Consider the following 23,235-nt stretch of genomic DNA (forward strand, 5'->3'; position numbering starts at 1 on the left):
TCCTCATCGCCCGCGGCGTCTCATGTAGAGGTCGAAGGTCCGGTAGACCAGCGGCCGTAGCGGCAGGTCCCACTCGCCCACGTACCGCACCGCCTGACCGCCGGTGCCGACCTTGAACTGGATCAGCCCTACATGCGGGTCGTCGGCGTCGAGGGTCGGGGTGATGCCGCGCAGGTCGTAGACGTCGCAGCCTGCGGCCAACGCGTCGCGGACCATCGCCCACTGGCAGGCGTTGGAGCCCCGCACCTCGCGCTTCTCGGTGGACGAGGCACCGTAGGCGTACACCGCGTGGGCGCCGACGCGGACCATGACGGTGGCGGCGACCAGGTCGCCCCGGTGGCGGGCGAGGTAGAGCCTGATCCGCTCGGGATCCTCGGCGCCGAGCACCGCGAACATGGTCTCGAAGTAGCTCAGCGGCCGGGGCGTGAAGCGGTCGCGCTCGGCGGTGTGGACGTAGAGGCCGTGAAACGCCTTCACGTCTTCCCCGGTCATGCCCGGCCCGCTCACGCCCGGCCCGCCCGTGCCGGGCCCGCCTGCGATGAGCCCGTCGGTGACCTGCCCGCCCGTGACCCGGCCGCCCGTGACCTCGACGCCTTCCTTGGCCGCCTTCTTGATGTTGCGCCGCCAGAGCTGGTTCATGCTCCTGAGCAGGTCGTCCTCGGTTCGGCCGGCCAGCGGGATCTCGTACTTGAACTGCGGATGCCCGACCCCGAAGCCGTCCTCCGGGCTCTGCGCCAGCCAGCCCGCCTCCCTGAGTCGACCGGTCACCCGGGCGCCGACCGGGTCGGTCCAGTGGGCGGGCACATCGGTGAGCCGCCGCGTGCCCGGATCGGCGATGCCGTCCTTGATCGCGTCGGCGCTCCAGACGTCCGTGCGCACCGGCGGACCGAGCCGGATCGCGAACGCGCCGCGTGCCTTGAGGTGGGCGGCCAACGGGGCGAGCCACGCGTCGATGTCGCCGGTCCAGTCGATGACCGGGCCCTCGGGCAGATACGCCAGCGTGAAGCGCTCGAGCCGCGGCACCGGCCGGTGCAGCACGAGCCCGGCGCCGACCAGTCGCGGGCCGTCGTACCAACCGAGGGACTCACTGCGCCACTCGGTCTTGACGCGCCCCCAGGCCGGGGTCTGAAGGAAGCTGACCGAGCGCTGTGCCCGCACGAACGCCAGGTGCTCGGCAGCGCTGATCGGCCGGACGGTCAGGTTCACGCCCGCCGCCCCGGACGAGTACCGCCGGGGCCGGGCCGCTGGTCGTCGTCGTGGTTCGCTGTAGGACATGACGCCAGTCAAGGCGGCGCGGTGTTGCCGACACGTATGCGGTTTTCGATACGCCGACGATATGTCCCGGGCACGCCGGGCAGGGACGGTGCCTTATCCCTCGTCGGGCGATGCTCACAGGCTGACTCCGGCCGCCACCGGCAGATGGTCGCTGCCGGTGGCGGGCAGCACCCACGAGCCGGTCGGTTCCATGCCTCGCACCAGGATCTGGTCGATCCGCGCCACCGGGAACTTCGCCGGCCAGGTGAAGCCGAAGCCGTCCCCCGCCGCGTCCTGCGCCGAGTGCAGCTGTGAGGTGATGCCCGACAGCGCGCGGTCGTCCAGGGTGCCGTTCAGGTCGCCGAGCAGCATCACCCGCTCACTCCGATCGGCGGCGAGGACCTCGCCGAGCGCCCGCGCGTTCCGGTCGCGGGAGTCCGTCCAGAAGCCCGCCCGGGGAGTGAGCCGTACGGAGCCCAGGTGGGCGACGTACACCACCAGCGGTCCCTGGTCCGTGGCCACCGTGGTCCGCAGCGCCCGGCTGCCGGCCAGCTGGACGTCGGCGGGCTTGGTGTCCGCCAGCGGCCCGTAGTCCGACGCGATGTCGACCGGCCGCGTGTCCGACAGCGGCAGTCTGCTCCACAGCCCGACGGTCCCCTGAACGGTGTGGTACGGGTACGCCCCCGCGAGCCCCTTCTCGTACACTCCGCGGTCCTCAGGGGTGATCTCCTCCAGAGCCAGCACGTCCACCCCGGAGGCGACCAGGTCGCGGGCGGTGCCGGCCGGGTCCGGATTCTCGGCGCCGACGTTGTGGGTGGCCACGGTGAGGTCGCCGCCCGGTGCGGACTTCTCGGAGAGCAGCCCGCCGAAGAGGCTCAGCCACACCGTCACCGGAAGCACCAGCGCGATCACCGCGGAGGCGGACCGGCGCCACAGCGCCCCGGCCGCCAGCACGGGGACGAAGACCCCGAACCACGGCAGGAAGGTCTCCACCAGACTGCCGAGGGCGCCGACCCGGTTCGGGATCTCGGCGTGCAGCAGCATGACCAGCCCCAGCAGGAGCGCCGCCCCCGTTAGCACCGGTCCCCGCTTCCAGGCCCCGGACCGGACGGCTCGACGGAACACGGCGCGCGGCAGCAGGCCGCGCGCAGCCCCTGCACCTCTCGCGCTTCCTGTACCTGTACGTGCTTCTGTTCCCGCTTCTGTTGCCGGAGGCGGGGTCGGTGGTGAGATCTGGCGCATACGGCCAGTGAACGGGGCGCGATGTTGCCGGCACGTATGCGGTTTTCGATATGCCGACGATATGCGCCCACTCGTAATCTCGACGGCATGCGTGTGCTGATTGTCGAGGACGAGCCCTACCTGGCGGAGGCGATCCGCGACGGCCTGCGCCTGGAGGCGATCGCGGCGGACATCGCGGGGGACGGCGACACCGCGCTGACGCTGCTGAGCATCAACGCGTACGACATCGCCGTCCTCGACCGCGACATCCCCGGCCCGTCCGGCGACGAGATCGCCGCGCGCATCGTCGCCTCCGGCAGCGGTATGCCGATTCTCATGCTCACCGCGGCCGACCGCCTCGACGACAAGGCCTCGGGCTTCGGACTCGGCGCCGACGACTACCTCACCAAACCGTTCGAACTGCAGGAGCTGGCGCTCAGGCTCAGGGCACTCGACCGCAGGCGCGCCCACAGCAGACCTCCCGTGCGGGAGATCGCCGGCCTGCGCGTCGACCCGTTCCGCCGAGAGGTCTACCGGGACGGCCGCTACGTCGCGCTGACCAGGAAGCAGTTCGCGGTACTCGAAGTGCTGGTCGCCGCCGAGGGCGGGGTCGTCAGCGCCGAAGAACTCCTGGAACGCGCGTGGGACGAGAACGCGGACCCCTTCACCAACGCCGTCCGCATCACCGTCTCGGCCCTGCGCAAGCGCCTGGGCGAACCGTGGATCATCGCCACCGTGCCGGGCGTCGGCTACCGCATCGACACGGGGTCCGACGCCGGGCACGACGGCGGTGACCGTGATTAGACAGCCCGGCCTGAGCGTCCGTCTCAAACTCACCCTCAGCTACGCCGGATTCCTCATGCTGGCCGGTGCCCTGCTGCTCGCGGCCGTGGGCGTGTTCCTCGTGCGACAGGGGTGGCTGATCACCAACGAATGGGGGGCGGTGAGAGCGACTCCGGGTACGGTCTTCCTCCGCAGCTTCGCCCCCACGGCAGCCTGGGTCATGGCGTTCCTCCTGGTGTTCGGCCTCGTGGGCGGATGGTTCCTCGCCGGACGCATGCTCGCCCCCCTGGACCGCATCACGGACGCGACCCGCACGGCCGAGGCCGGTTCGCTGTCACACCGGATCCGGTTGCCGGGGCGCAGGGACGAGTTCCGCGAACTCGCCGACGCCTTCGACACGATGCTCGCCCGCCTCGAAGCCCACGTGGCCGAACAGCAGCGCTTCGCGGCCAACGCCTCTCACGAGCTGCGCACCCCGCTGGCCGTTTCCAAGGCCCTCCTCGACGTGGCCCGCACCGACCCGGACCAGGACACCGACGAGATCATCGACCGCCTCCACACCGTGAACACCCGGGCGATCGACCTCACCGAGGCCTTGCTCCTGCTCAGCCGCGCCGGCCAGCGCTCCTTCACCCGGGAACACGTCGACCTGTCCCTCCTCGCGGAAGAGGCCACCGAAACCCTCCTCCCTCTCGCGGAGAGACACGGCATCACCCTCGAAACCGGCGGCGAGGTGACCCCCACCCTCGGATCGCCGACCCTCCTGCTGCAACTGACCACGAACCTGGTCCACAACGCGATCGTCCACAACCTCCCCGGCCGGGGCAGAGTCTGGGTCCGCACGACCCCCGGCCCTCACGCCGCCCTGCTCACCGTCGAGAACACCGGTGAACCGATCAGCCCCCACCAGGCCTCGACCCTGACCGAACCGTTCCAGCGCGGCACGGAACGCGTACACACCGACCACCCGGGCGTAGGCCTGGGCCTGGCCATCGTCGACACCATCACCCAGGCCCACGACGGCACCCTCACCCTCACCCCCCGCCCCACGGGGGGTCTCCGCATCACCGTGCACCTACCACCGACCCACCTGCCTGCCGGAAGGTGAGCGACTGAGCCCATGGAGGGAGCCCAGGAGGACCCAGGGTGGCCAGGTGCGCGGTGAACGGTCCAGCCGCGCGCCCTCAGCCCTTCCGCGACGCGACGCGACGCGACGCGACGCGACGCGACGGGACGGGACGTCCGAGGTTGCGGTCGAGAAAGTCGCCGGTGACGGCGGCGTCGTCCAGTCCGTTCAGCAGGGAGTCCAGGCGTTGCCGTACTTGCAGAGCACTTGGCCCTTGTCGTTCAGCGTGAGCGAGATCGAGTTGACGCCCATGGGCGAGGTGGGGTCCATGTTGCCCGCTGGATCCTCGACGGCGTAGGCCACTGCCTGAAACGGCTCGAAGTCCAGGCCTTCCGCACCGCACAGGCTGAGGTCGCTCCACCAGGAGTCACCGGGATTGATGTCGATCTTCCGACGCGGTGACGACATTCCGGGGCAGTCCGCCTGCGCTCCGGAGCGGAATTGCTTGACCATGGTGCTCACCGTCACGGGTTTGACTCCGGTGTTCCACACCTGCATGCCGAAGGTGGCAGTTCGCCGGTCCGGGTTCACCTGGCTGCAGGCCCGTATTTTGATGGCCGAGGAGTGCACGATGTCGCGAAAAGTCCCACAGTGGGTGTTGGCCTGCTCCGTGAAGTCGACGCTCGGTGACGTCCGCTTCTCCGTCGGCGCCGACGACGGGGCCGGCTCCGCCAGTTCTTTGGCTGGCTTCTCCACCGTCGGCTCCGTGCCCGGGCTCGCGCTGCTCGCGGTCCGCGACGCCGTCGCCGTCGCCGTCGCGGACGGACTCGGCGACGCGGACGGGCTCGTCGACTCCACGGCCGTGGTCAGCCCCCGGGCGTCCCCCGTCTCCTCGACCCGGTCGAAGGGACCGGATCCGGTCCAGGCCAGGGTGCCCACCACCAGGGCGACGGCTGCGGCGCCAGCGCCGGTGGACGTCAGCACGATCGCCCGCCGCAGTCGCCGCCGCTTCGGCTCGGCTGCCGCCACGGCGGGGGCCGGGTCCGCCGGTGTGGCCTGATGGACGTTGATCGTGCCGCTGTGCGCGATGAACTGGACCGCCCGGTCGGCGGCGTTGTTCTGCTGCCCGACGCCCTGCTGTCCGGTCTCCTGCCGCCGCTCGGCGCGCGGCTGCTGCTCCTCGCTCACCTGCGCGGGACCCCGTTGACGTTGATGTCGCCGCTCTGCGTGATGTACTGCACGGCGTTGTCGTAGGCGTTGTTGACCTGCCCGGCCGGAGCCGCCGGTCGTGCCTCGATCCGCCGGCGCACCTCGTCGACCAGGGCTCGCAGCTCGTCCGCCGCGTCCGGGTGGCGGGTGAGGAACTGCGTCAGCTCCCTCGTCATGTCCTGCGCCAGCCCTTCCTCGGCCGCCTGCTGCCGCTCGGCGTCATCCTCGGCCTCGGCGATCTCGGCGGGCGCGCTGTTGAGGATGCGGGTGATCTGACGCTGCTCCTCGCGGTCGCCCCGGCGCACCAACCGAGTGAAGCCGCTCCTGACCGACTCCCAGATGTCGGACGTCACCGCGCTCACCAGCGCCGCGCCTCCGAGCACGGCAAGTTCTTCCAGCATTTCGCTCCCAGTGATGTGTGGGAGAGACGTGGACCGCTACACCTCTCCGGAAGGCACAACTTAGCGTGATACAAGGCGTGTTGTGGACCGGATAGATCGAACGCCCGTCGCAGGTGGTAACGACTGGAAAAGCCCACCGGTCACGACGGTTCTCACCCGTCCGCACCGGCCCCGTGACCCCGAACAGCCGACGCCGCCGTACCGGTGACAAGCCCCCGCAGCACCGACGGAGCCGACACGGAGCGACCGGCACGACACCGCGACGGCGCGAGGAGCCGACTGCGACAGAGCTTGCGGACACGGCGGACCCAGGCGCGTTTCCTGTCCCTGGGACCACGGCTCAGAGGGGAATGACCGCCACCCAGCCTGAGAGCTTCCGTCGCTTGACTCAGAAGCCGACTGAAGGCAGCTCCATGCGGGTGTCGTCAGTGGGGTACTGCATCATCGCGCCCATGACGACAGTAGGGCCGAGCGGTAGAACATCCCCGTCATCAGCGCGCGGCACCCGGCGCCGAGCGTGGGTGCGGATCCGTCTGAGCGGCCGTCGTGCGATCCGCGTTCTGGAAGGGTGTCGCACCGGTCTCGCTGCGGCGCCACGCGCTCCAGGAATCGTTCGCCATTGTGCGCGGCATCGCCGCAGCCGTCACGGCTGTCGGGTGGCGTCGTGTGCGTGACTTCCTGGGAGTCCTTCCCGGTTTGTAGGCACCTCGTCCGCAACGGCCTGCGGCTGAGCATGTCGGTCCCCTCTGCGGCGTGCTGCAGAGTTCGCTCGTGCTGGCCACGGCGAGCACGATTCGGTGCTGCGGGATCGGGGATCAGTCTGTGCCGGCCTTCGTGTTCCGCGTCAGCAGCGCAACGGGAGGCGCCTCGCCAAGGCCAGCAAATCAGGCCCGGTGCTGATCTCTCAGCACCGGGCCTGACCTGGTGTTTCTCTGTCGGGGTGGCGGGATTTGAACCCACGACCTCTTCGTCCCGAACGAAGCGCGCTACCAAGCTGCGCCACACCCCGATTGTCGCTGCTCGTCGCGGCGACGTCGTTTACTTTAGCCCACCGGTGGCCGGAGGCGAAATCCGGTTTACCGGGGGCGGCGGAGCGGGTCCGGGCGGATGTGGTCCAGGGCGACGAGGAGTACGGCCAGGGCGTAGAGGGCGAGGCCGATGAGGAGGGCGTTGCCGAGGACGATCTTGTAGCCGTGCTGGTCGACGTCCAGGAAGGGGTAGAGGTAGCGGTCCTGGGAGCCGGGGGCGAGCAGTGCGCCGCGGGCCAGGGTGAAGGCGAGGTAGGCCAGGGGGTACAGGAGCCATGCGGGGGCATGGCGCAGGTGCAGGTGGCCTGCGGGGGTCAGGAGGAGCCAGTCCAGGGCTGCGGCCACCGGGACGGCCGTGTGGAGGATGTGGGTCGCGGCGGTCTGCCAGGCCGTGCCGCTGCCGTCCGGCGCCGCGAAGGGGCTCGCCGCGTGGGTCAGGAGCAGATGGTGGACCAGGCCCGCGGCGACGACGTAGAACAGGGCCGCGCCCGTGAGGGCACCGGGGAGCGGGTGGTGCGCGGACCAGGCGCACCGGGCGGAGACGAGCATGACCAGCGCCAGCAGGATGCCGCTCTGGATCGTGAAGTGGCTCAGGGCCGTCGTGGGCGCACCGCCGGCGAGCAGTTCGAACGTCACGCCGGTCAGGGCCAGCGCGGCGATCAGGCCGCGGAAGACGGCGACCAGGCGACGGCGGGCCGGGATCAGTACGGCGCGGGCCGGTACGACGGTGGGCGGGAGGACGACGTGGCCCGGAATCGGGGGGAGGTCCGGGATGTCCCGGGGTATCGGGGCTGTCATGGACTCAAAGTAGACAGACCAGGCATAGCGGGCTATGTGGGTGGGCCGTGTGGGTTACTCCGGGCGGCCCCCGGTTCCTCGGACGACCGGGAGCCCCGGGAGCCCCGGGACCCCCGGGGGGCCCGGTCGGTCAGTGCTCCCGCCCCACCAGCGTGAGCAGCGTCGCCTCCGGTGGGCAGGCGAAGCGGAACGGGGTGTAGCGGTTCGCGCCGCAGCCGGCCGAGACGTGGAGGTAGGACGTGTGGCCCCCGGACGTGTGCGTGGACAGGCCCTTCACGCGGTCGGTGTCCAGGTCGCAGTTGGTGACCAAGGCGCCGTAGAAGGGGATGCACAGCTGGCCGCCGTGGGTGTGGCCGGCCAGGATCAAGGGGTAGTCGTCCGCCGCGAAGGAGTCCAGGACGCGCAGGTACGGGGCGTGGACCACGCCCATCGAGAAGTCGGCCGTGCCGGACGGGCCGCCGGCCACCTCCGCGTACCGGTCCCGCTTGATGTGCGGGTCGTCCAGTCCCGTCAGCTCGACCGACACGCCCTCGGTCTTGAGCGAGCCGCGGGTGTTCGTGAGGTTCTGCCAGCCCGCCGCGTCGAAACCGTCACGCAGGTCCTCCCACGGGTTGTGGACGGCTCCCACCACCGGCGGGTTGCCGTTGAGGCCGTGGCGGCCCTGGACCTTCTCGAGCAGGTACCGGGCGGGGTTGCGCGGCCGGGGACCGTAGTAGTCGTTGGAGCCGAAGACGTAGGCGCCCGGGAACTCCATCAGGGGACCCAGGGCGTCCAGTACCTCGGGGACGCCCTCCGGGTCGGACAGGTTGTCGCCGGTGTTGATCACGAAGTCGGGGCGCAGCCCGGCCAGCGAGCGCAGCCAGCGCTGCTTCTTGCGCTGACCGCCGACCATGTGGATGTCGGAGACCTGGAGCACGCGCAGGGGGCGCATCCCGGACGGGAGGACGGGGACCGTCACCCGTCGGAGGCGGAAGGAGCGGGGCTCGATCCCCGCCGCGTAGATCAGACCGGCGGTGCCAACCGCCGTGATTCCCAGGGGTACTCCGTATCGCGCGCGCATACCTCCATCGTGTCAGAAGCCCTGGGGTAAGCGGTGGTGGGAGGCCGTCCGGGGCCACCGCCACCGAGGGCGCGGAAATCAGCGGGCGCCGTTCCTCGCGCACCTGCGACAATCAGGTCCATGACCACGCTCAAGTCGAAGCTGCACGACGACCTCAACTCCGCGATCAAGGAGCGCGACGAGCTCCGCTCCTCGACGCTCCGGCTGACGCTGGCCGCGATCACCAAGGAGGAGGTCGCCGGGAAGGAGAAGCGAGAGCTCTCCGACGACGAGGTGCAGAAGGTGATCACCCGCGAGGCGAAGAAGCGCCGTGAGGCCGCCGAGGCCTTCGCCCAGGGCGGTCGTGCCGAGCAGGCCGAGCGGGAGAAGGCGGAGGGCGAGGTGCTCGCCGCCTACCTGCCCAAGCAGCTCTCCGACGACGAGCTGAACGCGATCGTCGCGCAGGCCGTCGAGGAGGCGAAGGCGGCCGGCGCCGAGGGCCCGCGCGCCATGGGCGCCGTGATGAAGATCGTGAACCCGAAGGTGGCCGGACAGGCCGAGGGCGGCCGGGTCGCCGCCGCGGTCAAGAAGCTCCTGGCCGGCTGAGTCGCCGCGGCGCCGTTGTGACGCAGTAAGAGCGGCAAGAGCGGCAAGAGCAGTGAGTGAGGGCCCCCTCCGCGACCAGCGGAGGGGGCCCTCACTCGGTGAAGGGGTCGGTCAGCGCCGTCCGCCGGGACCGTTGCCCGGGCCCTGGATCAGGTTCCCGGGGAAGCCGCCGTCCCCGCCGCCGTTGCCGGTGCCGCCGTCGGTCAGGCCGGCGATGAAGCCCTCGTCGTTCCCGTCGCCGTTGTTCCCGTCGTCGGGCTTGTCCTCGTCGCGGCCCTTGTCCCTGTCCTTGTCTTTGTCCTTGTTCTTGTTCTTGTCGCCGTCCGGGATGTCGACGAGGTTGAACGAGGGGGAGTCCTTGCCGTCCAGGGCGCCGGTCATGGCGTCCTTCCAGATCGGGCCCGGGACCGCGCCACCGAAGACGAGGGGATGGTAGACGCCGCCGATCGTGATGTTCTTCATCTCGACCTCCTGGCTGGCGCTGCCGACCCACACGGCGCCCGACATGTTCGGCGTGTAGCCGACGAACCAGGCGTTCTTGCGCTCGTCGGTCGTACCCGTCTTGCCGGCGTTGTCGCGGTCGCTCAGACCGGCCGCCTTACCGGTACCGGAGTCGACCACGCCCTGCAGCAGGGTGTTCACGCTGTCCGCGGTCTTCTCCGTCATGGCGCGCGAGCACGTCGACTTCGGCACCTCGAGCGACTTCTGCTTGTTGCCGACCTTCTGGGCGATCGACTCGATCGCGACCGGCGTGCAGTACATGCCGCGCGAGGCGAAGGTCGCGTAGGCGCTCGCCATCGTCAGCGGGGACATACCGACCGAGCCGAGGGCGAGGGCGGAGGGGTTCTGCGGCAGCTTGTCGCCGTTGCCCTGGTGGACGTGGAGCTTGTCCGCCATGGAGGAGACCGGGCACAGCCCGATGTCGGCGAGCATCTGGACGAAGTAGGTGTTGACCGACTTGGCCATCGCCTCCTTCAGCCGGTACGGGCCGACCTCCGACTCGTTCTCGTTCTCGACGCGGTAGCCGTTGTCGTTGATCCAGGGCCTGTCGCAGGTCTGGATGGGGCTCGGGTAGTCCATGTCGTACGGCGACGCGTACTCCTTCGTCGCCGGTACGTTCTCCTCCAGGGCAGCGGCCGCCAGGAAGGGCTTGAACGTCGAACCCGTCGGGAAGCCGAAGTTGGAGCCGCCCACCGCGTGGTCGACCGAGTAGTTGATCTCGGTCTCGTTCTTGCCGTAGCCGTACGGCTTCGACTGGCCCATGGCGACGATCCGGCCGGTGCCCGGTTCGACCAGGGTGCTCGCCGCGGCGACCGAGTCCGACTTGTTGACGTGGTCCTTGAGCGACTGGTGCACCGACTCCTGTGCCTGCGGGTCGAGCGTCGTACGGATGGTCAGGCCGCCCTGGTTCCAGACCTTGGCCCGGTCCTTGCGGGTCTTGCCGAAGACCGGTTCGCTCAGGAAGACCTCGCGCACGTAGTCGCAGAAGAAGCTCGCGTCGTTCACGGCCGTGATGCAGCCGTTCTTGGGCTTGCTGACCTTCAGCCCGAGCGGTGCCTTCTTCGCCTTCTCGGCCTGGGCCGGGGAGATGTCGCCGACCTGGGCCATGCGCGTCAGGACGACGTTGCGCCGCTTGGTGGCCTCCGCCTCGTCGTTGACCGGGTCGTACCGGCTGGGCGACTGGACGATGCCGGCCAGGAGGGCGGCCTCCTGGACGTTGAGGTCCTTGGCGTGCTTGGAGAAGTACCGCTGAGAGGCAGCCTCGACCCCGTAGGCCTGCTGGCCGAAGAACGTGATGTTCAGGTAGTTCTCGAGGATCTTCTTCTTGCCCAGCTCCTCCTCGACCTGGATCGCGAGCTTCAGCTCCTGGATCTTGCGGCCGATGGTCTGCTGGGTGGCCTGGGCGACCTTCGTCGGGTCGTCGCCGGCCTCCTCCACGAAGACGTTCTTGACGTACTGCTGGGTGAGCGTGGACGCGCCCTCGGAGACCCCGCCGCTGCGCGCGTTCTTGTTGAGGGCGCGCAGGACGCCCTTCAGGTCGACCGCGCCGTGTTCGTAGAAGCGCGAGTCCTCGATCGCGACGATCGCCTTCTGCATGTACGGCGAGATGTCCTTGAGGTCGACCACCGTGCGGTCGCGCGAGTAGACCGTGGCGATGGTGCCGCCCTCGGCGTCGAGGATGGCGGTGCGCTGGCTCAGCGGAGGAGTCTTCAGGTTGGCCGGGAGGGCGTCGAAGCTCTCCACCGACCCCTTGGCGGCCAGGCCCAGCGCGCCCACGGCGGGCAACGCGATGCCGGCCAGCACTGCTCCCGCGAGCACACTGACACCGAGGAACTTGGCGGCCTGCTGCGTTGGCGACAGACCACCGCCCGAGCGCTTCTTTGGCATGGAGGCAGCCTACGTTCTCATTCGCCGGACACGCGTATATGCCTTGGCCTAAGCTGCACTCAACTGTCACAGCAGTGAGGCCACGTATCAATACGTCCGGCGACCCCGAATCGTTCCGGACCTGCTCGAATTTTTTTCGAGGGGGCCCCGCTGGGGGCGCGTTGGTGTGTACCGGCGCGTGTCACGGCGTGGGGGATGCGTGTCCGAATCCGCCTTGTGTGTCAACCGGTGTCCGTTGTGGCGCAACAGAGATGACCCGTATGTCGGGATCGTCGCGCATGTCGCCAGCTCACTCCCCCGGGTGATCTGCCGCTTACCCATAGTCCGTTCGGGCCATTCAAGATTGGGCCCGAAGGGGGTGTTGCGCTGTGCCCACCTTCCGTAACGTCCTCAACTGGCGGCGGTGAATATGCCGCTGCCGCCGTGGGGGAGCCTCGATTCGGGAGAGGACGGCGCCGGTATGGGCTGGGTAACCGACTGGAGTGCGCAGGCTGCCTGCCGCACTACCGATCCGGACGAACTGTTCGTTCAGGGAGCAGCGCAGAACAGGGCCAAGGCGGTGTGCACCGGATGTCCGGTGCGGACCGAGTGCCTGGCCGACGCGCTCGACAACCGCGTCGAGTTCGGCGTGTGGGGAGGCATGACGGAGCGGGAACGCCGCGCACTGCTGCGCAGGCGGCCCACCGTGACCTCCTGGCGCCGGCTCCTCGAGACGGCGCGGACGGAGTACGAACGAGGGGTCGGCATCGTGCCCCTCGACGACGACGAGGTCTACGAGAACTACGCGGCCGTGGGCTGACCCCGCAAGGGCCCCGGGGATCCGGGGGCCCGGGGGCCGGATCAGGCGCCCGGCTCGGGCAGCTCGGGCCGGCCGGTCGCGAGGCGTGCCCCGATGTCCCGCAGTCCCGCGAGGTCGTGCACGTCGCCGGGCAGCGCGGCCACCTCGGTGACCGCCACCTCGGGATGACGCGCGGTGAAGCGGTCACGTGTGCGCTGCTCGCGGGCGAGCAGGTGCATGCGCTCGGCGTGCAACCGCAGCAGGCCGGCGGCGAGGGCGTCGACGGACCGCTCCGGTGCGTCGGGGGCCTCGGAGGAGCTGTCGGCGACCTCCGAAGAGGTGTCGGGGGCCTCGGGAGACGGGTCGGGAGCCTCGGGCGAGGCATCGGAGGCCGAGTCGTCGTGGGCGGAGTCGGCCGGTCCTGAACTGCCGTGCGTGTCGGGAGAGTTGCCGGGAGAGGTACGAACTCCAGCTTTCCCGCCGTCCTGATCCACAATGCGGGGATCCTCAAGATTTTCCGCGGCGGCGAGTGCGCGCTCGGCCGACAACCCGTCGGCACCGCTGCCGTGGACCCGGTTGAGCACCAGACCGGCCAGCGGCATGTCCTCGGCGGCCAGCCGCTCCACGAAGTACGCGGCCTCGCGCAGCGCGTCCCGCTCCGGGGCCGCGACCACCAGGAACGCCGTCCCGGACGCCTGGAGCAGCTTGTACGTCGCGTCCGCGCGCGTACGGAACCCGCCGAACATCGAGTCCATCGCGGCCACGAAGGTCTGCACGTCCTTGAGGAACGGCCCGCCCAGCACCTTCCCCAGAACGCCGGTCATCATCGACATGCCGACGTTCAGGAACTTCATGCCCGCCCGGCCGCCGACCTTGGCCGGGGCCAGCAGGACGCGAATCAGCTTGCCATCCAGGAAGGAACCGAGGCGCTTGGGGGCGTCCAGGAAGTCCAGCGCCGAGCGGGACGGCGGCGTGTCGACGACGATGAGGTCCCACTCGTCCTTCGCCCGCAGCTGCCCCAGCTTCTCCATCGCCATGTACTCCTGCGTGCCCGCGAAGCCGGCCGACAGCGACTGGTAGAAGGGGTTGCCCAGGATCGCCGCCGCCCGTTCGGGATCCGCGTGGGACTCGACGATCTCGTCGAAGGTCCGCTTCATGTCGAGCATCATGGCGTGCAGCTCGCCGCCCGCCGAGTCGTCGACGCCCTTCACCCGGCGCGGGGTGTTGTCCAGGGAGTCGATGCCCATGGACTGCGCGAGCCGCCGGGCCGGGTCGATGGTGAGGACGACCACCTTGCGGCCGCGCTCGGCCGCGCGCAGGCCCAGCGCCGCCGCCGTGGTCGTCTTGCCGACCCCGCCCGAACCGCAGCACACCACGATGCGGTTGCGCGGGTCCTCCAGCAGGCGGTCGACGTCGAGCACGCGCGCGGGGCTCAGGCGGCGCGCGCCCTCCTGGTGGCGGGCCGGGTCGTCCGGACTCATGCGATCCCCTGCTTCCGCAGCTCGGTGGCCAGTTCGTACAGGCCCGCCAGGTCCATGCCCTCCGTGAGCAGCGGCAGTTCGTGCGTCGGCAGGCCCAGCTCGCCGAGGACCGCCCGCTGCTCCTGCTCCAGCGCGTACCGCTCGGCGTACTCCCCGGCCTGGGCGAGGAGCGGGTCCACCAGCCGCTCGGCGTGCCCGCCCCGCCGCGCCCCGCCGAGCCCGGCCCCGGACAGCGACCGGGCCAGGGCCGTACGCGGTGTCTCCCGTACGAGCTCCAGGTCGGTGGCGTCCAGGGTCTGGGGCCGGACCATGTTGACGACGACCCGGCCCACCGGGAGGCGCGCGGTGCGCAGCTCGGCGATGCCGTCCACGGTCTCCTGGACCGGCATCTCCTCCAGCAGCGTCACCAGGTGCACGGCGGTCTCCCGCGACTTCAGCACCCGCATCACGGCCTGCGCCTGATTGTGTATGGGGCCGACCTTCGCGAGCCCGGCCACCTCGTCGTTGACGTTGAGGAAGCGGGTGATGCGGCCGGTCGGCGGGGCGTCCATGACGACGTAGTCGTACACGAACCGGCCCTGCTTGTCCTTGCGCCGGACCGCCTCGCACGCCTTCCCGGTCAGCAGGACGTCCCTGACCCCCGGCGCGATGGTCGTGGCGAAGTCGATGGCGCCGAGTTTCTTCAGGGCCCGTCCGGCGCTGCCCAGCTTGTAGAACATCTGGAGGTAGTCCAGAAGGGCCAGTTCGGCGTCGATGGCGAGGGCGTACACCTCCCCGCCCCCGGGAGCGACGGCGATCTTCCGCTCCTCATAAGGCAGCGCCTCCGTTTCGAAGAGCTGCGCGATGCCCTGGCGGCCCTCGACCTCGACGAGAAGCGCGCGCTTCCCCTCGGTGGCCAGGGCCAGCGCGAGGGCCGCGGCCACCGTGGTCTTGCCGGTACCGCCCTTGCCGCTGACGACCTGGAGCCTGCTCACGTATTCGAGCGTAACCAGTCCGCGCGCCGAGTACGCCGGAGGCTGTGGACAACGTCGCCGCGGACGGCGCGCGCGGATGCCCGGACAGCGGCTGCGGGGGTGCCCCGGCCAACGGCTAGAGTCGGCCGCATGACCAAGTGGGAATACGCAACCGTGCCGCTGCTCGTCCATGCCACGAAGCAGATTCTGGACACCTGGGGCGAGGACGGCTGGGAGCTCGTCCAGGTCGTGCCCGGGCCGAACAACCCCGAGCAGCTCGTCGCCTACCTGAAGCGGGAGAAGCAGGCATGAGCGCCGTCGAGGCGAAGCTCGCCGAGCTCGGTCTGACGCTGCCCGAGGTCGTCCCGCCGCTGGCCGCGTACCAGCCGGCCGTGCAGTCCGGCCCGTACGTCTACACCTCCGGCCAGCTGCCGATGCTGGGGGGCAAGCTCCCGGTCACCGGCAAGGTCGGTGCCGAGGTCACCCCGGACGAGGCCAAGGAGCTGGCCCGCACCTGCGCGCTGAACGCCCTGGCCGCCGTGAAGTCCGTCGCCGGTGACCTCGACCGCGTCGCGCGTGTCGTCAAGGTCGTCGGCTTCGTCGCCTCCGCGACCGACTTCACCGGGCAGCCCGGCGTGATCAACGGCGCCAGCGAACTCCTCCGCGAGGTCCTGGGCGACAAGGGCGTGCACGCCCGCAGCGCGGTCGGCGTGGCGGTCCTCCCGCTGGACGCGCCGGTGGAGGTCGAGATCCAGGTGGAGCTCGTCCAGCCGTAGCGGACCGGGCTCCCCGTGCGCCGACGGAGCGGGACGCCGGGACGCGGTTCTGGCTCCAACCGCCGCCCGCGGCATCACGGGCGGCCGACGGGACCGGCAGCCAGAGCGCGCCGACGGCCACGCGCGTTGCGCCGACGGCCCCGCGCGTTGCCAGGTCGGCAACAAACCTCGCCCCCGCCGCCCCGGCCCCGCAGGATCGGTTCCGGCGCCCCGTTCGGCGCGGGAGCCGGCCCTCGGTCGGTGGTCCCTGCCGTGGACGGGGGGCCGTACCGACCGTTTGCGCCAGGAGGAGCCATGCCGCAGCCGCCCGTGACCGACCGACAGGCCGACCAGCAGGAAGACCAGCGGTCCCACCGGCCCGGACGGACAGCCGGGTCGCCCGTCCACCGGCTGGTGCCCTCGCCCGCCGGCCGGATCCACCTGGTCGAGCAGGGCAGCGGACCACTGGTCCTGCTCGTGCACGGCTTCCCCGAGTCCTGGTACTCCTGGCGCCACCAGCTACCCGCGCTGGCCGCCGCCGGGTTCCGCGCCGTCGCCGTCGACGTCCGGGGCTACGGGCGCTCCTCGCGGCCGGACGCCGTCGAGGCGTACCGGATGCTCGACCTGGTGGCGGACGGCGTCGCCGTGGTGGAGGCCCTCGGCGAGAGCTCCGCCGTGATCGTCGGCCACGACTGGGGCGCGAACATCGCCGCCCACTCCGCGCTGCTGCGCCCCGACGTCTTCCGCGCGGTGGGCCTGCTGAGCGTGCCGTACACCCCGCCGGGCGGCCCGAAGCCCAGCGAGGTCTTCGCCGGCATGAGCGACCCGGCCGGGCCCTTCGCCGGGCAGGAGTTCTACGTCTCGTACTTCCAGGAGCCCGGCCGCGCCGAGGCGGAGATCGAGCCCGACGTACGCGGCTGGCTCGCCGGCCTCTACGCCGCCCTGTCCGCCGACACCATGCCCGGCCCGGCGGAGCCCGACCCGCACTTCGTCGCCCCCGGCGGCAGGATGCGCGACCGGTTCCCGGCCGCCGGGCGGCTGCCCTCCTGGCTGACCGAGGAGGACCTGGACGTCTACGCCGGGGAGTTCGAGCGGACCGGCCTGACCGGCGCCCTCAACCGTTACCGCAACATGGACCGCGACTGGGCCGACCTGGCCGCGCACGAGGGCGCCCCGATCACCCAGCCGTCGCTGTTCCTCGGCGGTGGCCTGGACGCCTCCACCACCTGGCTGACCGACGCGATCGAGGCGTATCCGGTCACCCTGCCCGGCCTGCACGCCTCGCACGTCCTCGACGGCTGCGGCCACTGGCTCCAGCAGGAGCGCCCCGAGGAGACGAACCGGCTGCTCACCGAGTGGCTGACCGGCCTGCCCTCCTGACGCCCACCGGGCCCCGGGGGCCACTCGAACATCCGCCCGTCACCGGATAGCCTCCGGCCATGGCGAATGGTCAGTGGTACCCACCGGAGTGGCCGGACCGCATCCGCGCGCTGGCGGCCGGCACCCTCACCCCGGTCACGCCGAGGCGCGCGGCCACCGTCATGCTTCTCAAGGACACCGGCACCGGTTCCGGCCCCGTCGTCCACATGCTGCGTCGCCGCACCTCCATGGCGTTCGCCGGCGGCGCGTACGCCTATCCGGGTGGCGGGGTCGACCCGCGCGACGACGACCGCGACATCGGCTGGGCGGGCCCCACGCGCGCGTGGTGGGCGGACCGGCTCGGCGTCGACGAGGCGGGCGCCCAGGCGATCGTCTGTGCGGCCGTACGGGAGACGTACGAGGAGGCCGGCGTCCTGCTCGCCGGTCCGACCGGCGACTCGGTGGCCGGCGACACGACGGGCGCGGACTGGGAGGCGGACCGCGCCGCGCTGGTCGACCGTGAGCTGTCCTTCGCGGAGTTCCTGGACCGCAGGGGCCTCGTCCTGCGCTCCGACCTGCTGGGCGCCTGGGCGCGCTGGATCACCCCGGAGTTCGAGTCCCGGCGCTACGACACCTGGTTCTTCGTGGCCGCGCTTCCCGAGGGGCAGCGCACCCGCAACGCCTCCACGGAGGCCGACCGCACGGTGTGGATCACCCCGGCGGACGCGACCGCCGGGTACGACAAGGGCGAGCTGCTGATGATGCCGCCCACCGTCGCCACCCTGCGCGGCCTCGCGGAGTGCGCCACGGCGGCCGAGGCGCTGGCGTCGGCCCCCGGCCGCGACATGACACCGGTACTGGCCCGCGCCCGGCTGGCCGGCGACGAGGTCGTCCTCTCCTGGCCGGGACACGACGAGTTCACCAAGCACGTACCGAGTGCGGCGGCGACACCGGCGACACCTTCCGACCCGACCGGGGGAGCTCCCGCATGACGGACGCGACTGCACTGCCCGGACAACCGCGTGGGGGTGTCCTGTCGGGCCCGGCCACCGCGCGCGCGGTGAACGTCCTGGCACCCAACGCCTCGGCGATGACCCTGGACGGCACGAACACCTGGATCCTCGCCGAACCCGACTCCGACCTGGCCGTCGTCGTGGACCCCGGCCCGCTGGACGACGCCCACCTGCGGCACGTCGTGGACACGGCCGAGCGGGCCGGCAAGCGGGTCGCGCTGACGCTCCTGACGCACGGTCACCCGGACCACGCGGAGGGCGCGGCACGCTTCGCCGAGCTGACCCGCACGAACGTACGGGCACTGGACCCGGCCCTGCGGCTGGGCGACGAAGGTCTGGCCGCCGGTGACGTGATCGGGGTCGGCGGCCTGGAGCTGAGGGTCGTGGCGACCCCGGGGCACACGGCGGACTCCCTGTGCTTCCATCTCCCGGCCGACCGGGCGGTCCTGACGGGCGACACCGTCCTGGGCCGCGGTACGACGGTGGTGGCCCACCCCGACGGCCGTCTCGGTGACTACCTGGACTCGCTGCGCAGGCTCAGGTCGCTCACGGCCGACGACGGGGTGCACACGGTGCTCCCGGGGCACGGGCCCGTCCTGGAGGACGCCCAGGGCGCCGTGGAGTACTACCTCGCCCATCGCGCCCACCGCCTCGCCCAGGTCGAGACGGCGGTGGAGGACGGGCACCGCACGCCGGGCGAGGTCGTCGCCCAGGTGTACGCGGACGTCGACCGCTCCCTGTGGCCGGCGGCGGAGCTGTCGGTGCGGGCGCAGCTGGAGTACCTGGGCGAGCACGGGCTCATCCAGCTGCCCGAGTAGGCCCCGGAGGGCAGTGGGTCAGCGGGAGCGCTTGGCCAGCCGCTCCACGTCCAGCAGGATCACCGCGCGGGCCTCCAGGCGGAGCCAGCCGCGCTGGGCGAAGTCGGCGAGGGCCTTGTTGACCGTCTCGCGGGACGCGCCGACCAGCTGGGCCAGCTCCTCCTGCGTCAGGTCGTGCACCACGTGGATGCCCTCCTCGGACTGCACGCCGAAGCGGCGGGACAGGTCCAGCAGGGCGCGGGCGACGCGGCCGGGGACGTCCGAGAAGACCAGGTCGGACATGGCGTCGTTGGTCTTGCGCAGGCGGCGCGCGACGGCGCGCAGCAGCGCGGTGGCCACCTCGGGCCGGACGTTCAGCCAGGGCTGGAGGTCGCCGTGGCCGAGGGCGAGGAGCTTGACCTCGGTCAGCGCGGTGCCGGTCGCCGTGCGCGGGCCCGGGTCGAAGAGCGACAGCTCGCCGATCAGCTCGCTGGGGCCGACGACGGCCAGCATGTTCTCGCGCCCGTCGGGGGACGTGCGGTGGAGCTTGACCTTGCCTTCCGTGACCACGTAGAGGCGGTCTCCGGGGTCCCCCTCGTGGAACAGGGTGTCGCCGCGGGCGAGGGTCACCTCACTCATGGAGGCGCGGAGCTCCGCGGATTGCTCGTCGTCGAGCGCCGCGAAGAGCGGGTTGCGCCGCAGAACGTCGTCCACGAGTTCTCTCCTTGTCGACCGGCTCAGAGGATCTTGTTCCCCCGGTGTACCAGGGGTCCGTGGTGCCCATTTTGCCGGACAGTCCAAACAGTGTGATCTGTCACAAGGATGCCGCACTGATGTCCCGGGGTACGCGGCAGGGGTCCAATTGGACGCCGATCTTCGAGGTCCGGGGCGGATGTCGGTGCCGGGCCGTAGGCTGGCCGGGTGTCCAAATCGCCGGTGAGAGCACAGGCCTAGGGGGCTGCGCGGGTGGGCGTACGTCGCGATTCCGCTGTGGGCGAACAGGGTCCCGATGGCGGTAGGAAACCGGCGAAAGCGACGAAGAAGGTAGTACCTGCCAAGAGGGTGACTGCGGAGAAGGGTGCCGTGAAGAAGAGCGCCGCGAGCAAGGAGTCCGCCGCGAGTGTGAAGAGCGCCGCGAGCGGGGAGACCTCTGCGAGCAAGAAGGCCCCCGCGGCCGGGAAGTCCGCCGCGAGCGGGGAGCCTCCAGCAGCCAGGAAGACGTCTGCGGCCAAGAAGACCCCTGCGGCCAAGAAGGCGGGCGCCGCCAAGAAGGCCGCGCCCCTCAAGAGGCAGGCGCCCGCCAAGAAGCCCGCCGTCGCCCCGAAGAAGGCCACCGCCGCCGTCAAGGGCGTCGCCCCGGCGAAGACCGTCGCCCCGAAGCCGCCGCGCGGCGAGTCGCGCACCGCGCTGGTCCGCCGCGCCCGCCGTATCGACCGCGAGCTCGCCGAGGTCTACCCGTACGCCCACCCGGAGCTGGACTTCGAGAACCCGTTCCAGCTGGTCGTGGCCACGGTGCTGTCCGCCCAGACCACCGACCTCAGGGTCAACCAGACGACGCCCGCCCTCTTCGCCAAGTACCCCACCCCCGAGGATCTGGCCGCGGCCGTCCCCGAGGAGGTCGAGGAGATCCTGCGCCCGACCGGCTTCTTCCGGGCCAAGACCAAGTCGGTCATAGGGCTGTCCAAGGCCCTGACGGAGGACTTCGGCGGCGAGGTCCCCGGCCGCCTCGAAGACCTCGTCAAGCTGCCAGGCGTCGGCCGCAAGACCGCCTTCGTCGTGCTCGGCAACGCCTTCGGCCGCCCCGGCATCACCGTGGACACGCACTTCCAGCGCCTGGTGCGCCGCTGGCGGTGGACCGAGGAGACCGACCCGGACAAGATCGAGGCCGCCGTCGGCGCGCTCTTCCCGAAGAGCGACTGGACCGACCTCTCCCACCACGTGATCTGGCACGGCCGCCGCATCTGCCACGCCCGCAAGCCCGCCTGCGGCGCCTGCCCCATCGCCCCGCTGTGCCCGGCGTACGGCGAGGGCGAGACGGACCCGGAGAAGGCGAAGAAGCTGCTGAAGTACGAGAAGGGCGGCTTCCCGGGGCAGCGGCTGAAGCCCCCGCAGGCGTACCTGGACGCGGGCGGGAAGCCGGCACCGCCGCTGGGGGCCGGGTGACGGAACGATCACGGGGGCGTCGGGCGTTGGAAACGGCAGGACGGGGGTGGAGATGACACGGGCGAGCGACACGCAGGGCCCCGCGAGGGACCGCACTCGGGGCGCGATGCTCAGCAAGGAGGGTCTGCCCGACTGGCTGGACCCGGTGGTGCGGGCCGTCGAGACGGTCCGGCCCACCCAGCTCAGCCGCTTCCTGCCGCCGGCGGACGGCGCCGGGCGCCAGTCCGCCGTCCTGATCCTCTTCGGCGACGGCACGCGCGCGGGCGAGGGCGGCAAGGAGGCGGGCCGTGGCCCGGAGCTGCTGCTCATGGAGCGGGCCGGCTCCCTGCGCTCCCACCCCGGCCAGCCCGCCTTCCCGGGCGGCGCCCTCGACCCCGAGGACGGTGATCCGCGCGGTGACGGTCCGTTGCGGGCCGCCCTGCGCGAGGCCGAGGAGGAGACCGGACTCGACCCGGCGGGCGTCCAGCTCTTCGGGGCCCTGCCCAAGCTCTACATCCCGGTGAGCGGCTTCGTCGTAACCCCGGTGCTGGCCTGGTGGCGCGAGCCCACCCCGGTCGGTGTCGTCGACCCGGCCGAGACCGCGCGCGTCTTCACGGTCCCCGTGGCGGATCTCACGGACCCCGCCAACCGGGTGACGACCATCCACCCCAGCGGTCACCGAGGCCCGGCATTCCTGGTCGAATCGGCGCTCGTCTGGGGCTTCACCGCCGGCATCATCGACCGGTTGCTGCACTTCGCGGGCTGGGAGCGGCCCTGGGACCGGGAGAAGCAGGTCCCGCTGGACTGGCGCGCATGACAGGGTGGCCTGCGTACCGCAGACGACAAGACGAGGCCTGAATCGGTGAACGTGCTGGACATCCTGTTGCTGCTGGCCGCCGTCTGGTTCGCGATCGTCGGCTTCCGCCAGGGGTTCGTCGTCGGCATCCTGTCGGTGATCGGCTTCCTCGGCGGCGGACTCGTCGCCGTCTACCTGCTGCCGGTGATCTGGGACGCGCTGACGGACAACGCGGAGGTGAGCACGACCGCCGCCGTCGTCGCGGTCGTCATCGTCATCGTGTGCGCCTCCGTCGGCCAGGCCCTGACGACCCATCTGGGCAACAAGCTGCGCCGCTACATCACGTGGTCCCCGGCCCGCGCCCTGGACGCGACCGGCGGTGCCCTGGTCAACGTCCTCGCCATGCTGCTGGTGGCCTGGCTGCTGGGCTCCGCCCTCGCCCGGACCACGATGCCGACGGTCGGCAAGGAGGTACGGCAGTCCACGCTGCTGGCCGGGGTGCAGGAGGTGCTGCCCGCCGGGGCCGAGAACTGGTTCGACAGCTTCACCTCGGTCCTCGCGGAGAACGGCTTCCCGCAGGTCTTCAGCCCGTTCTCCGACGAGTCGATCCCCCCGGTGCAGGCCCCCGACCCGGCGCTGTCGGGCAGCCCGGTCGCCGTCACCGCCAAGCGTTCCATCGTCAAGGTCATGGGCACCGCCCCCGACTGCGGCAAGGTCCTCGAAGGCACCGGTTTCGTCTTCTCCGACCGCCGCGTCATGACCAACGCCCACGTCGTGGGCGGCGTCGACGAGCCCACGGTGCAGATAGGCGGCGAGGGCCGGAAGTACGACGCGACCGTGGTCCTCTACGACTGGCAGCGCGACATCGCCGTACTGGACGTGCCGGAACTGGACGCGCCCGCGCTGCGGTTCACGGACGAGGACGAGGACGCGCAGCGCGACGACGGCGCCATCGTCGCGGGCTTCCCGGAGAACGGGGCGTACGACGTCCGTGCCGCGCGGGTGCGCGGGCGCATCTCGGCCAACGGACCGGACATCTACCACCGCGACACCGTCCGCCGAGACGTCTACTCGCTGTACGCGACCGTCCGTCAGGGCAACTCCGGCGGACCGCTGCTGACGCCGCAGGGCGAGGTGTACGGCGTGGTCTTCGCCAAGTCCCTGGACGACCCCGACACCGGCTACGCGCTCACCGCGGACGAGATCCGCGAGGACATCAGCAAGGGCCGCACCGCCAGCCAGCAGGTGGACAGCGACAGCTGCGCGCTCTAGATGTGTTGTCCCGGGACGTTGGTGACACGCGTGCTGGGTGCTTGAACGGGTGAGGGCCTTCTGGGTTCGGTGTGGATTGCGACATTCACGCCCGAC

At 71.2% G+C, this 23,235-nt stretch carries 22 protein-coding genes and 1 tRNA gene; 12 read left to right on the plus strand and 11 right to left on the minus strand.

The window, feature by feature from the left end:
• Positions 1-3: 3 nt before the first annotated feature.
• Together ACZ6IM_RS35495 and ACZ6IM_RS35500 are read right to left on the minus strand one after the other, a co-directional pair.
• Entirely contained in the window at positions 4-1,275 is a 1,272-nt protein-coding gene (locus ACZ6IM_RS35495) for a lipid II:glycine glycyltransferase FemX (RefSeq protein WP_469562508.1), read from the minus strand.
• Between the two features lie 114 nt (positions 1,276-1,389).
• Positions 1,390-2,496, minus strand: a complete 1,107-nt coding sequence (locus tag ACZ6IM_RS35500) for an endonuclease/exonuclease/phosphatase family protein (RefSeq protein ID WP_469562510.1) — start codon at positions 2,494-2,496, stop codon at positions 1,390-1,392.
• An 87-nt stretch (positions 2,497-2,583) separates the two neighbouring features.
• Between ACZ6IM_RS35500 and vanR-Sc the strand changes: the two genes are divergently transcribed.
• Together vanR-Sc and ACZ6IM_RS35510 are read left to right on the plus strand one after the other, a co-directional pair.
• Positions 2,584-3,279: a VanSc-type vancomycin resistance response regulator transcription factor VanR gene (vanR-Sc, locus tag ACZ6IM_RS35505; RefSeq protein WP_052836426.1), complete on the plus strand. Its 696-nt coding sequence runs from the start codon at positions 2,584-2,586 to the stop codon at positions 3,277-3,279.
• Complete coding sequence (locus ACZ6IM_RS35510; RefSeq protein ID WP_052836905.1) at positions 3,272-4,366, plus strand: sensor histidine kinase; 1,095 nt, start codon at positions 3,272-3,274, stop codon at positions 4,364-4,366. Before vanR-Sc ends, ACZ6IM_RS35510 begins: the two co-directional genes overlap by 8 nt.
• Positions 4,367-4,552: 186 nt before the next feature.
• Here ACZ6IM_RS35510 and ACZ6IM_RS35515 read toward each other — a convergent pair whose 3' ends face one another.
• The 5 genes from ACZ6IM_RS35515 to ACZ6IM_RS35535 form a co-directional block, all read right to left on the minus strand.
• Complete coding sequence (locus ACZ6IM_RS35515; RefSeq protein ID WP_469562513.1) at positions 4,553-5,512, minus strand: hypothetical protein; 960 nt, start codon at positions 5,510-5,512, stop codon at positions 4,553-4,555.
• Positions 5,509-5,934: a restriction endonuclease subunit S domain-containing protein gene (locus tag ACZ6IM_RS35520; RefSeq protein ID WP_052836423.1), complete on the minus strand. Its 426-nt coding sequence runs from the start codon at positions 5,932-5,934 to the stop codon at positions 5,509-5,511. The genes ACZ6IM_RS35515 and ACZ6IM_RS35520 overlap by 4 nt, the downstream gene beginning before the upstream one ends.
• 935 nt (positions 5,935-6,869) lie before the next feature.
• Positions 6,870-6,943, minus strand: a tRNA-Pro gene (locus ACZ6IM_RS35525).
• A gap of 67 nt (positions 6,944-7,010) precedes the next feature.
• A complete protein-coding gene (locus ACZ6IM_RS35530; RefSeq protein WP_052836421.1) occupies positions 7,011-7,760 on the minus strand; it encodes a Pr6Pr family membrane protein in 750 nt (249 codons plus the stop codon).
• A gap of 130 nt (positions 7,761-7,890) precedes the next feature.
• Positions 7,891-8,820: a metallophosphoesterase gene (locus ACZ6IM_RS35535; RefSeq protein ID WP_469562516.1), complete on the minus strand. Its 930-nt coding sequence runs from the start codon at positions 8,818-8,820 to the stop codon at positions 7,891-7,893.
• Positions 8,821-8,940: 120 nt separating this feature from the next.
• Here ACZ6IM_RS35535 and ACZ6IM_RS35540 point away from each other — a divergent pair, with 120 nt between their 5' ends.
• Positions 8,941-9,405, plus strand: a complete 465-nt coding sequence (locus tag ACZ6IM_RS35540; RefSeq protein WP_052836419.1) for a GatB/YqeY domain-containing protein — start codon at positions 8,941-8,943, stop codon at positions 9,403-9,405.
• Positions 9,406-9,516: 111 nt separating this feature from the next.
• Here the strand turns inward: ACZ6IM_RS35540 and ACZ6IM_RS35545 are convergent, their stop codons facing one another.
• Positions 9,517-11,793, minus strand: a complete 2,277-nt coding sequence (locus ACZ6IM_RS35545; RefSeq protein ID WP_469562520.1) for a transglycosylase domain-containing protein — start codon at positions 11,791-11,793, stop codon at positions 9,517-9,519.
• A 460-nt stretch (positions 11,794-12,253) separates the two neighbouring features.
• Here ACZ6IM_RS35545 and wblA point away from each other — a divergent pair, with 460 nt between their 5' ends.
• On the plus strand, positions 12,254-12,592 hold the full coding sequence (gene wblA / locus ACZ6IM_RS35550; protein WP_011029097.1) for a transcriptional regulator WblA: 339 nt from the start codon (positions 12,254-12,256) through the stop codon (positions 12,590-12,592).
• A 41-nt stretch (positions 12,593-12,633) separates the two neighbouring features.
• On the opposite strand, the gene ACZ6IM_RS35555 is transcribed toward wblA, so the two are convergent.
• Together ACZ6IM_RS35555 and ACZ6IM_RS35560 are read right to left on the minus strand one after the other, a co-directional pair.
• Complete coding sequence (locus tag ACZ6IM_RS35555) at positions 12,634-14,052, minus strand: ATPase BagB (protein WP_052836416.1); 1,419 nt, start codon at positions 14,050-14,052, stop codon at positions 12,634-12,636.
• Positions 14,049-15,026, minus strand: coding sequence for an ATPase BagA (locus ACZ6IM_RS35560; RefSeq protein ID WP_052836415.1), 978 nt, complete (start codon positions 15,024-15,026; stop codon positions 14,049-14,051). Before ACZ6IM_RS35560 ends, ACZ6IM_RS35555 begins: the two co-directional genes overlap by 4 nt.
• Positions 15,027-15,155: 129 nt before the next feature.
• On the opposite strand from ACZ6IM_RS35560, the gene ACZ6IM_RS35565 reads away from it, so the two are divergent.
• The 5 genes from ACZ6IM_RS35565 (at position 15,156) to ACZ6IM_RS35585 (ending at position 18,950) form a co-directional block, all read left to right on the plus strand.
• Positions 15,156-15,317: a DUF4177 domain-containing protein gene (locus tag ACZ6IM_RS35565; protein ID WP_003975360.1), complete on the plus strand. Its 162-nt coding sequence runs from the start codon at positions 15,156-15,158 to the stop codon at positions 15,315-15,317.
• Positions 15,314-15,781: a RidA family protein gene (locus ACZ6IM_RS35570; RefSeq protein ID WP_052836414.1), complete on the plus strand. Its 468-nt coding sequence runs from the start codon at positions 15,314-15,316 to the stop codon at positions 15,779-15,781. The genes ACZ6IM_RS35565 and ACZ6IM_RS35570 overlap by 4 nt, the downstream gene beginning before the upstream one ends.
• 294 nt (positions 15,782-16,075) lie before the next feature.
• Positions 16,076-17,140 (plus strand): alpha/beta fold hydrolase, encoded by a 1,065-nt coding sequence (locus tag ACZ6IM_RS35575; protein ID WP_469562525.1) that lies wholly within the window; start codon positions 16,076-16,078, stop codon positions 17,138-17,140.
• A gap of 59 nt (positions 17,141-17,199) precedes the next feature.
• On the plus strand, positions 17,200-18,111 hold the full coding sequence (locus ACZ6IM_RS35580) for an NUDIX hydrolase (protein ID WP_469562528.1): 912 nt from the start codon (positions 17,200-17,202) through the stop codon (positions 18,109-18,111).
• A complete protein-coding gene (locus ACZ6IM_RS35585) occupies positions 18,108-18,950 on the plus strand; it encodes an MBL fold metallo-hydrolase (protein ID WP_469562531.1) in 843 nt (280 codons plus the stop codon). Before ACZ6IM_RS35580 ends, ACZ6IM_RS35585 begins: the two co-directional genes overlap by 4 nt.
• Positions 18,951-18,968: 18 nt before the next feature.
• Here ACZ6IM_RS35585 and ACZ6IM_RS35590 read toward each other — a convergent pair whose 3' ends face one another.
• Complete coding sequence (locus ACZ6IM_RS35590; RefSeq protein ID WP_003975365.1) at positions 18,969-19,643, minus strand: Crp/Fnr family transcriptional regulator; 675 nt, start codon at positions 19,641-19,643, stop codon at positions 18,969-18,971.
• Positions 19,644-20,012: 369 nt separating this feature from the next.
• Between ACZ6IM_RS35590 and nth the strand changes: the two genes are divergently transcribed.
• The 3 genes from nth to ACZ6IM_RS35605 are packed head-to-tail and all read left to right on the plus strand — an operon-like array spanning position 20,013 to position 23,139.
• Entirely contained in the window at positions 20,013-21,092 is a 1,080-nt protein-coding gene (nth, locus tag ACZ6IM_RS35595; protein WP_469562535.1) for an endonuclease III, read from the plus strand.
• A gap of 52 nt (positions 21,093-21,144) precedes the next feature.
• A complete protein-coding gene (locus ACZ6IM_RS35600) occupies positions 21,145-21,888 on the plus strand; it encodes an NUDIX hydrolase (RefSeq protein ID WP_052836903.1) in 744 nt (247 codons plus the stop codon).
• Between the two features lie 45 nt (positions 21,889-21,933).
• Positions 21,934-23,139 (plus strand): MarP family serine protease, encoded by a 1,206-nt coding sequence (locus ACZ6IM_RS35605; protein ID WP_052836410.1) that lies wholly within the window; start codon positions 21,934-21,936, stop codon positions 23,137-23,139.
• The last annotated feature ends 96 nt before the right edge of the window (positions 23,140-23,235 follow it).

The sequence above is a fragment of the Streptomyces sp. NPDC042336 genome (genome assembly GCF_055581985.1).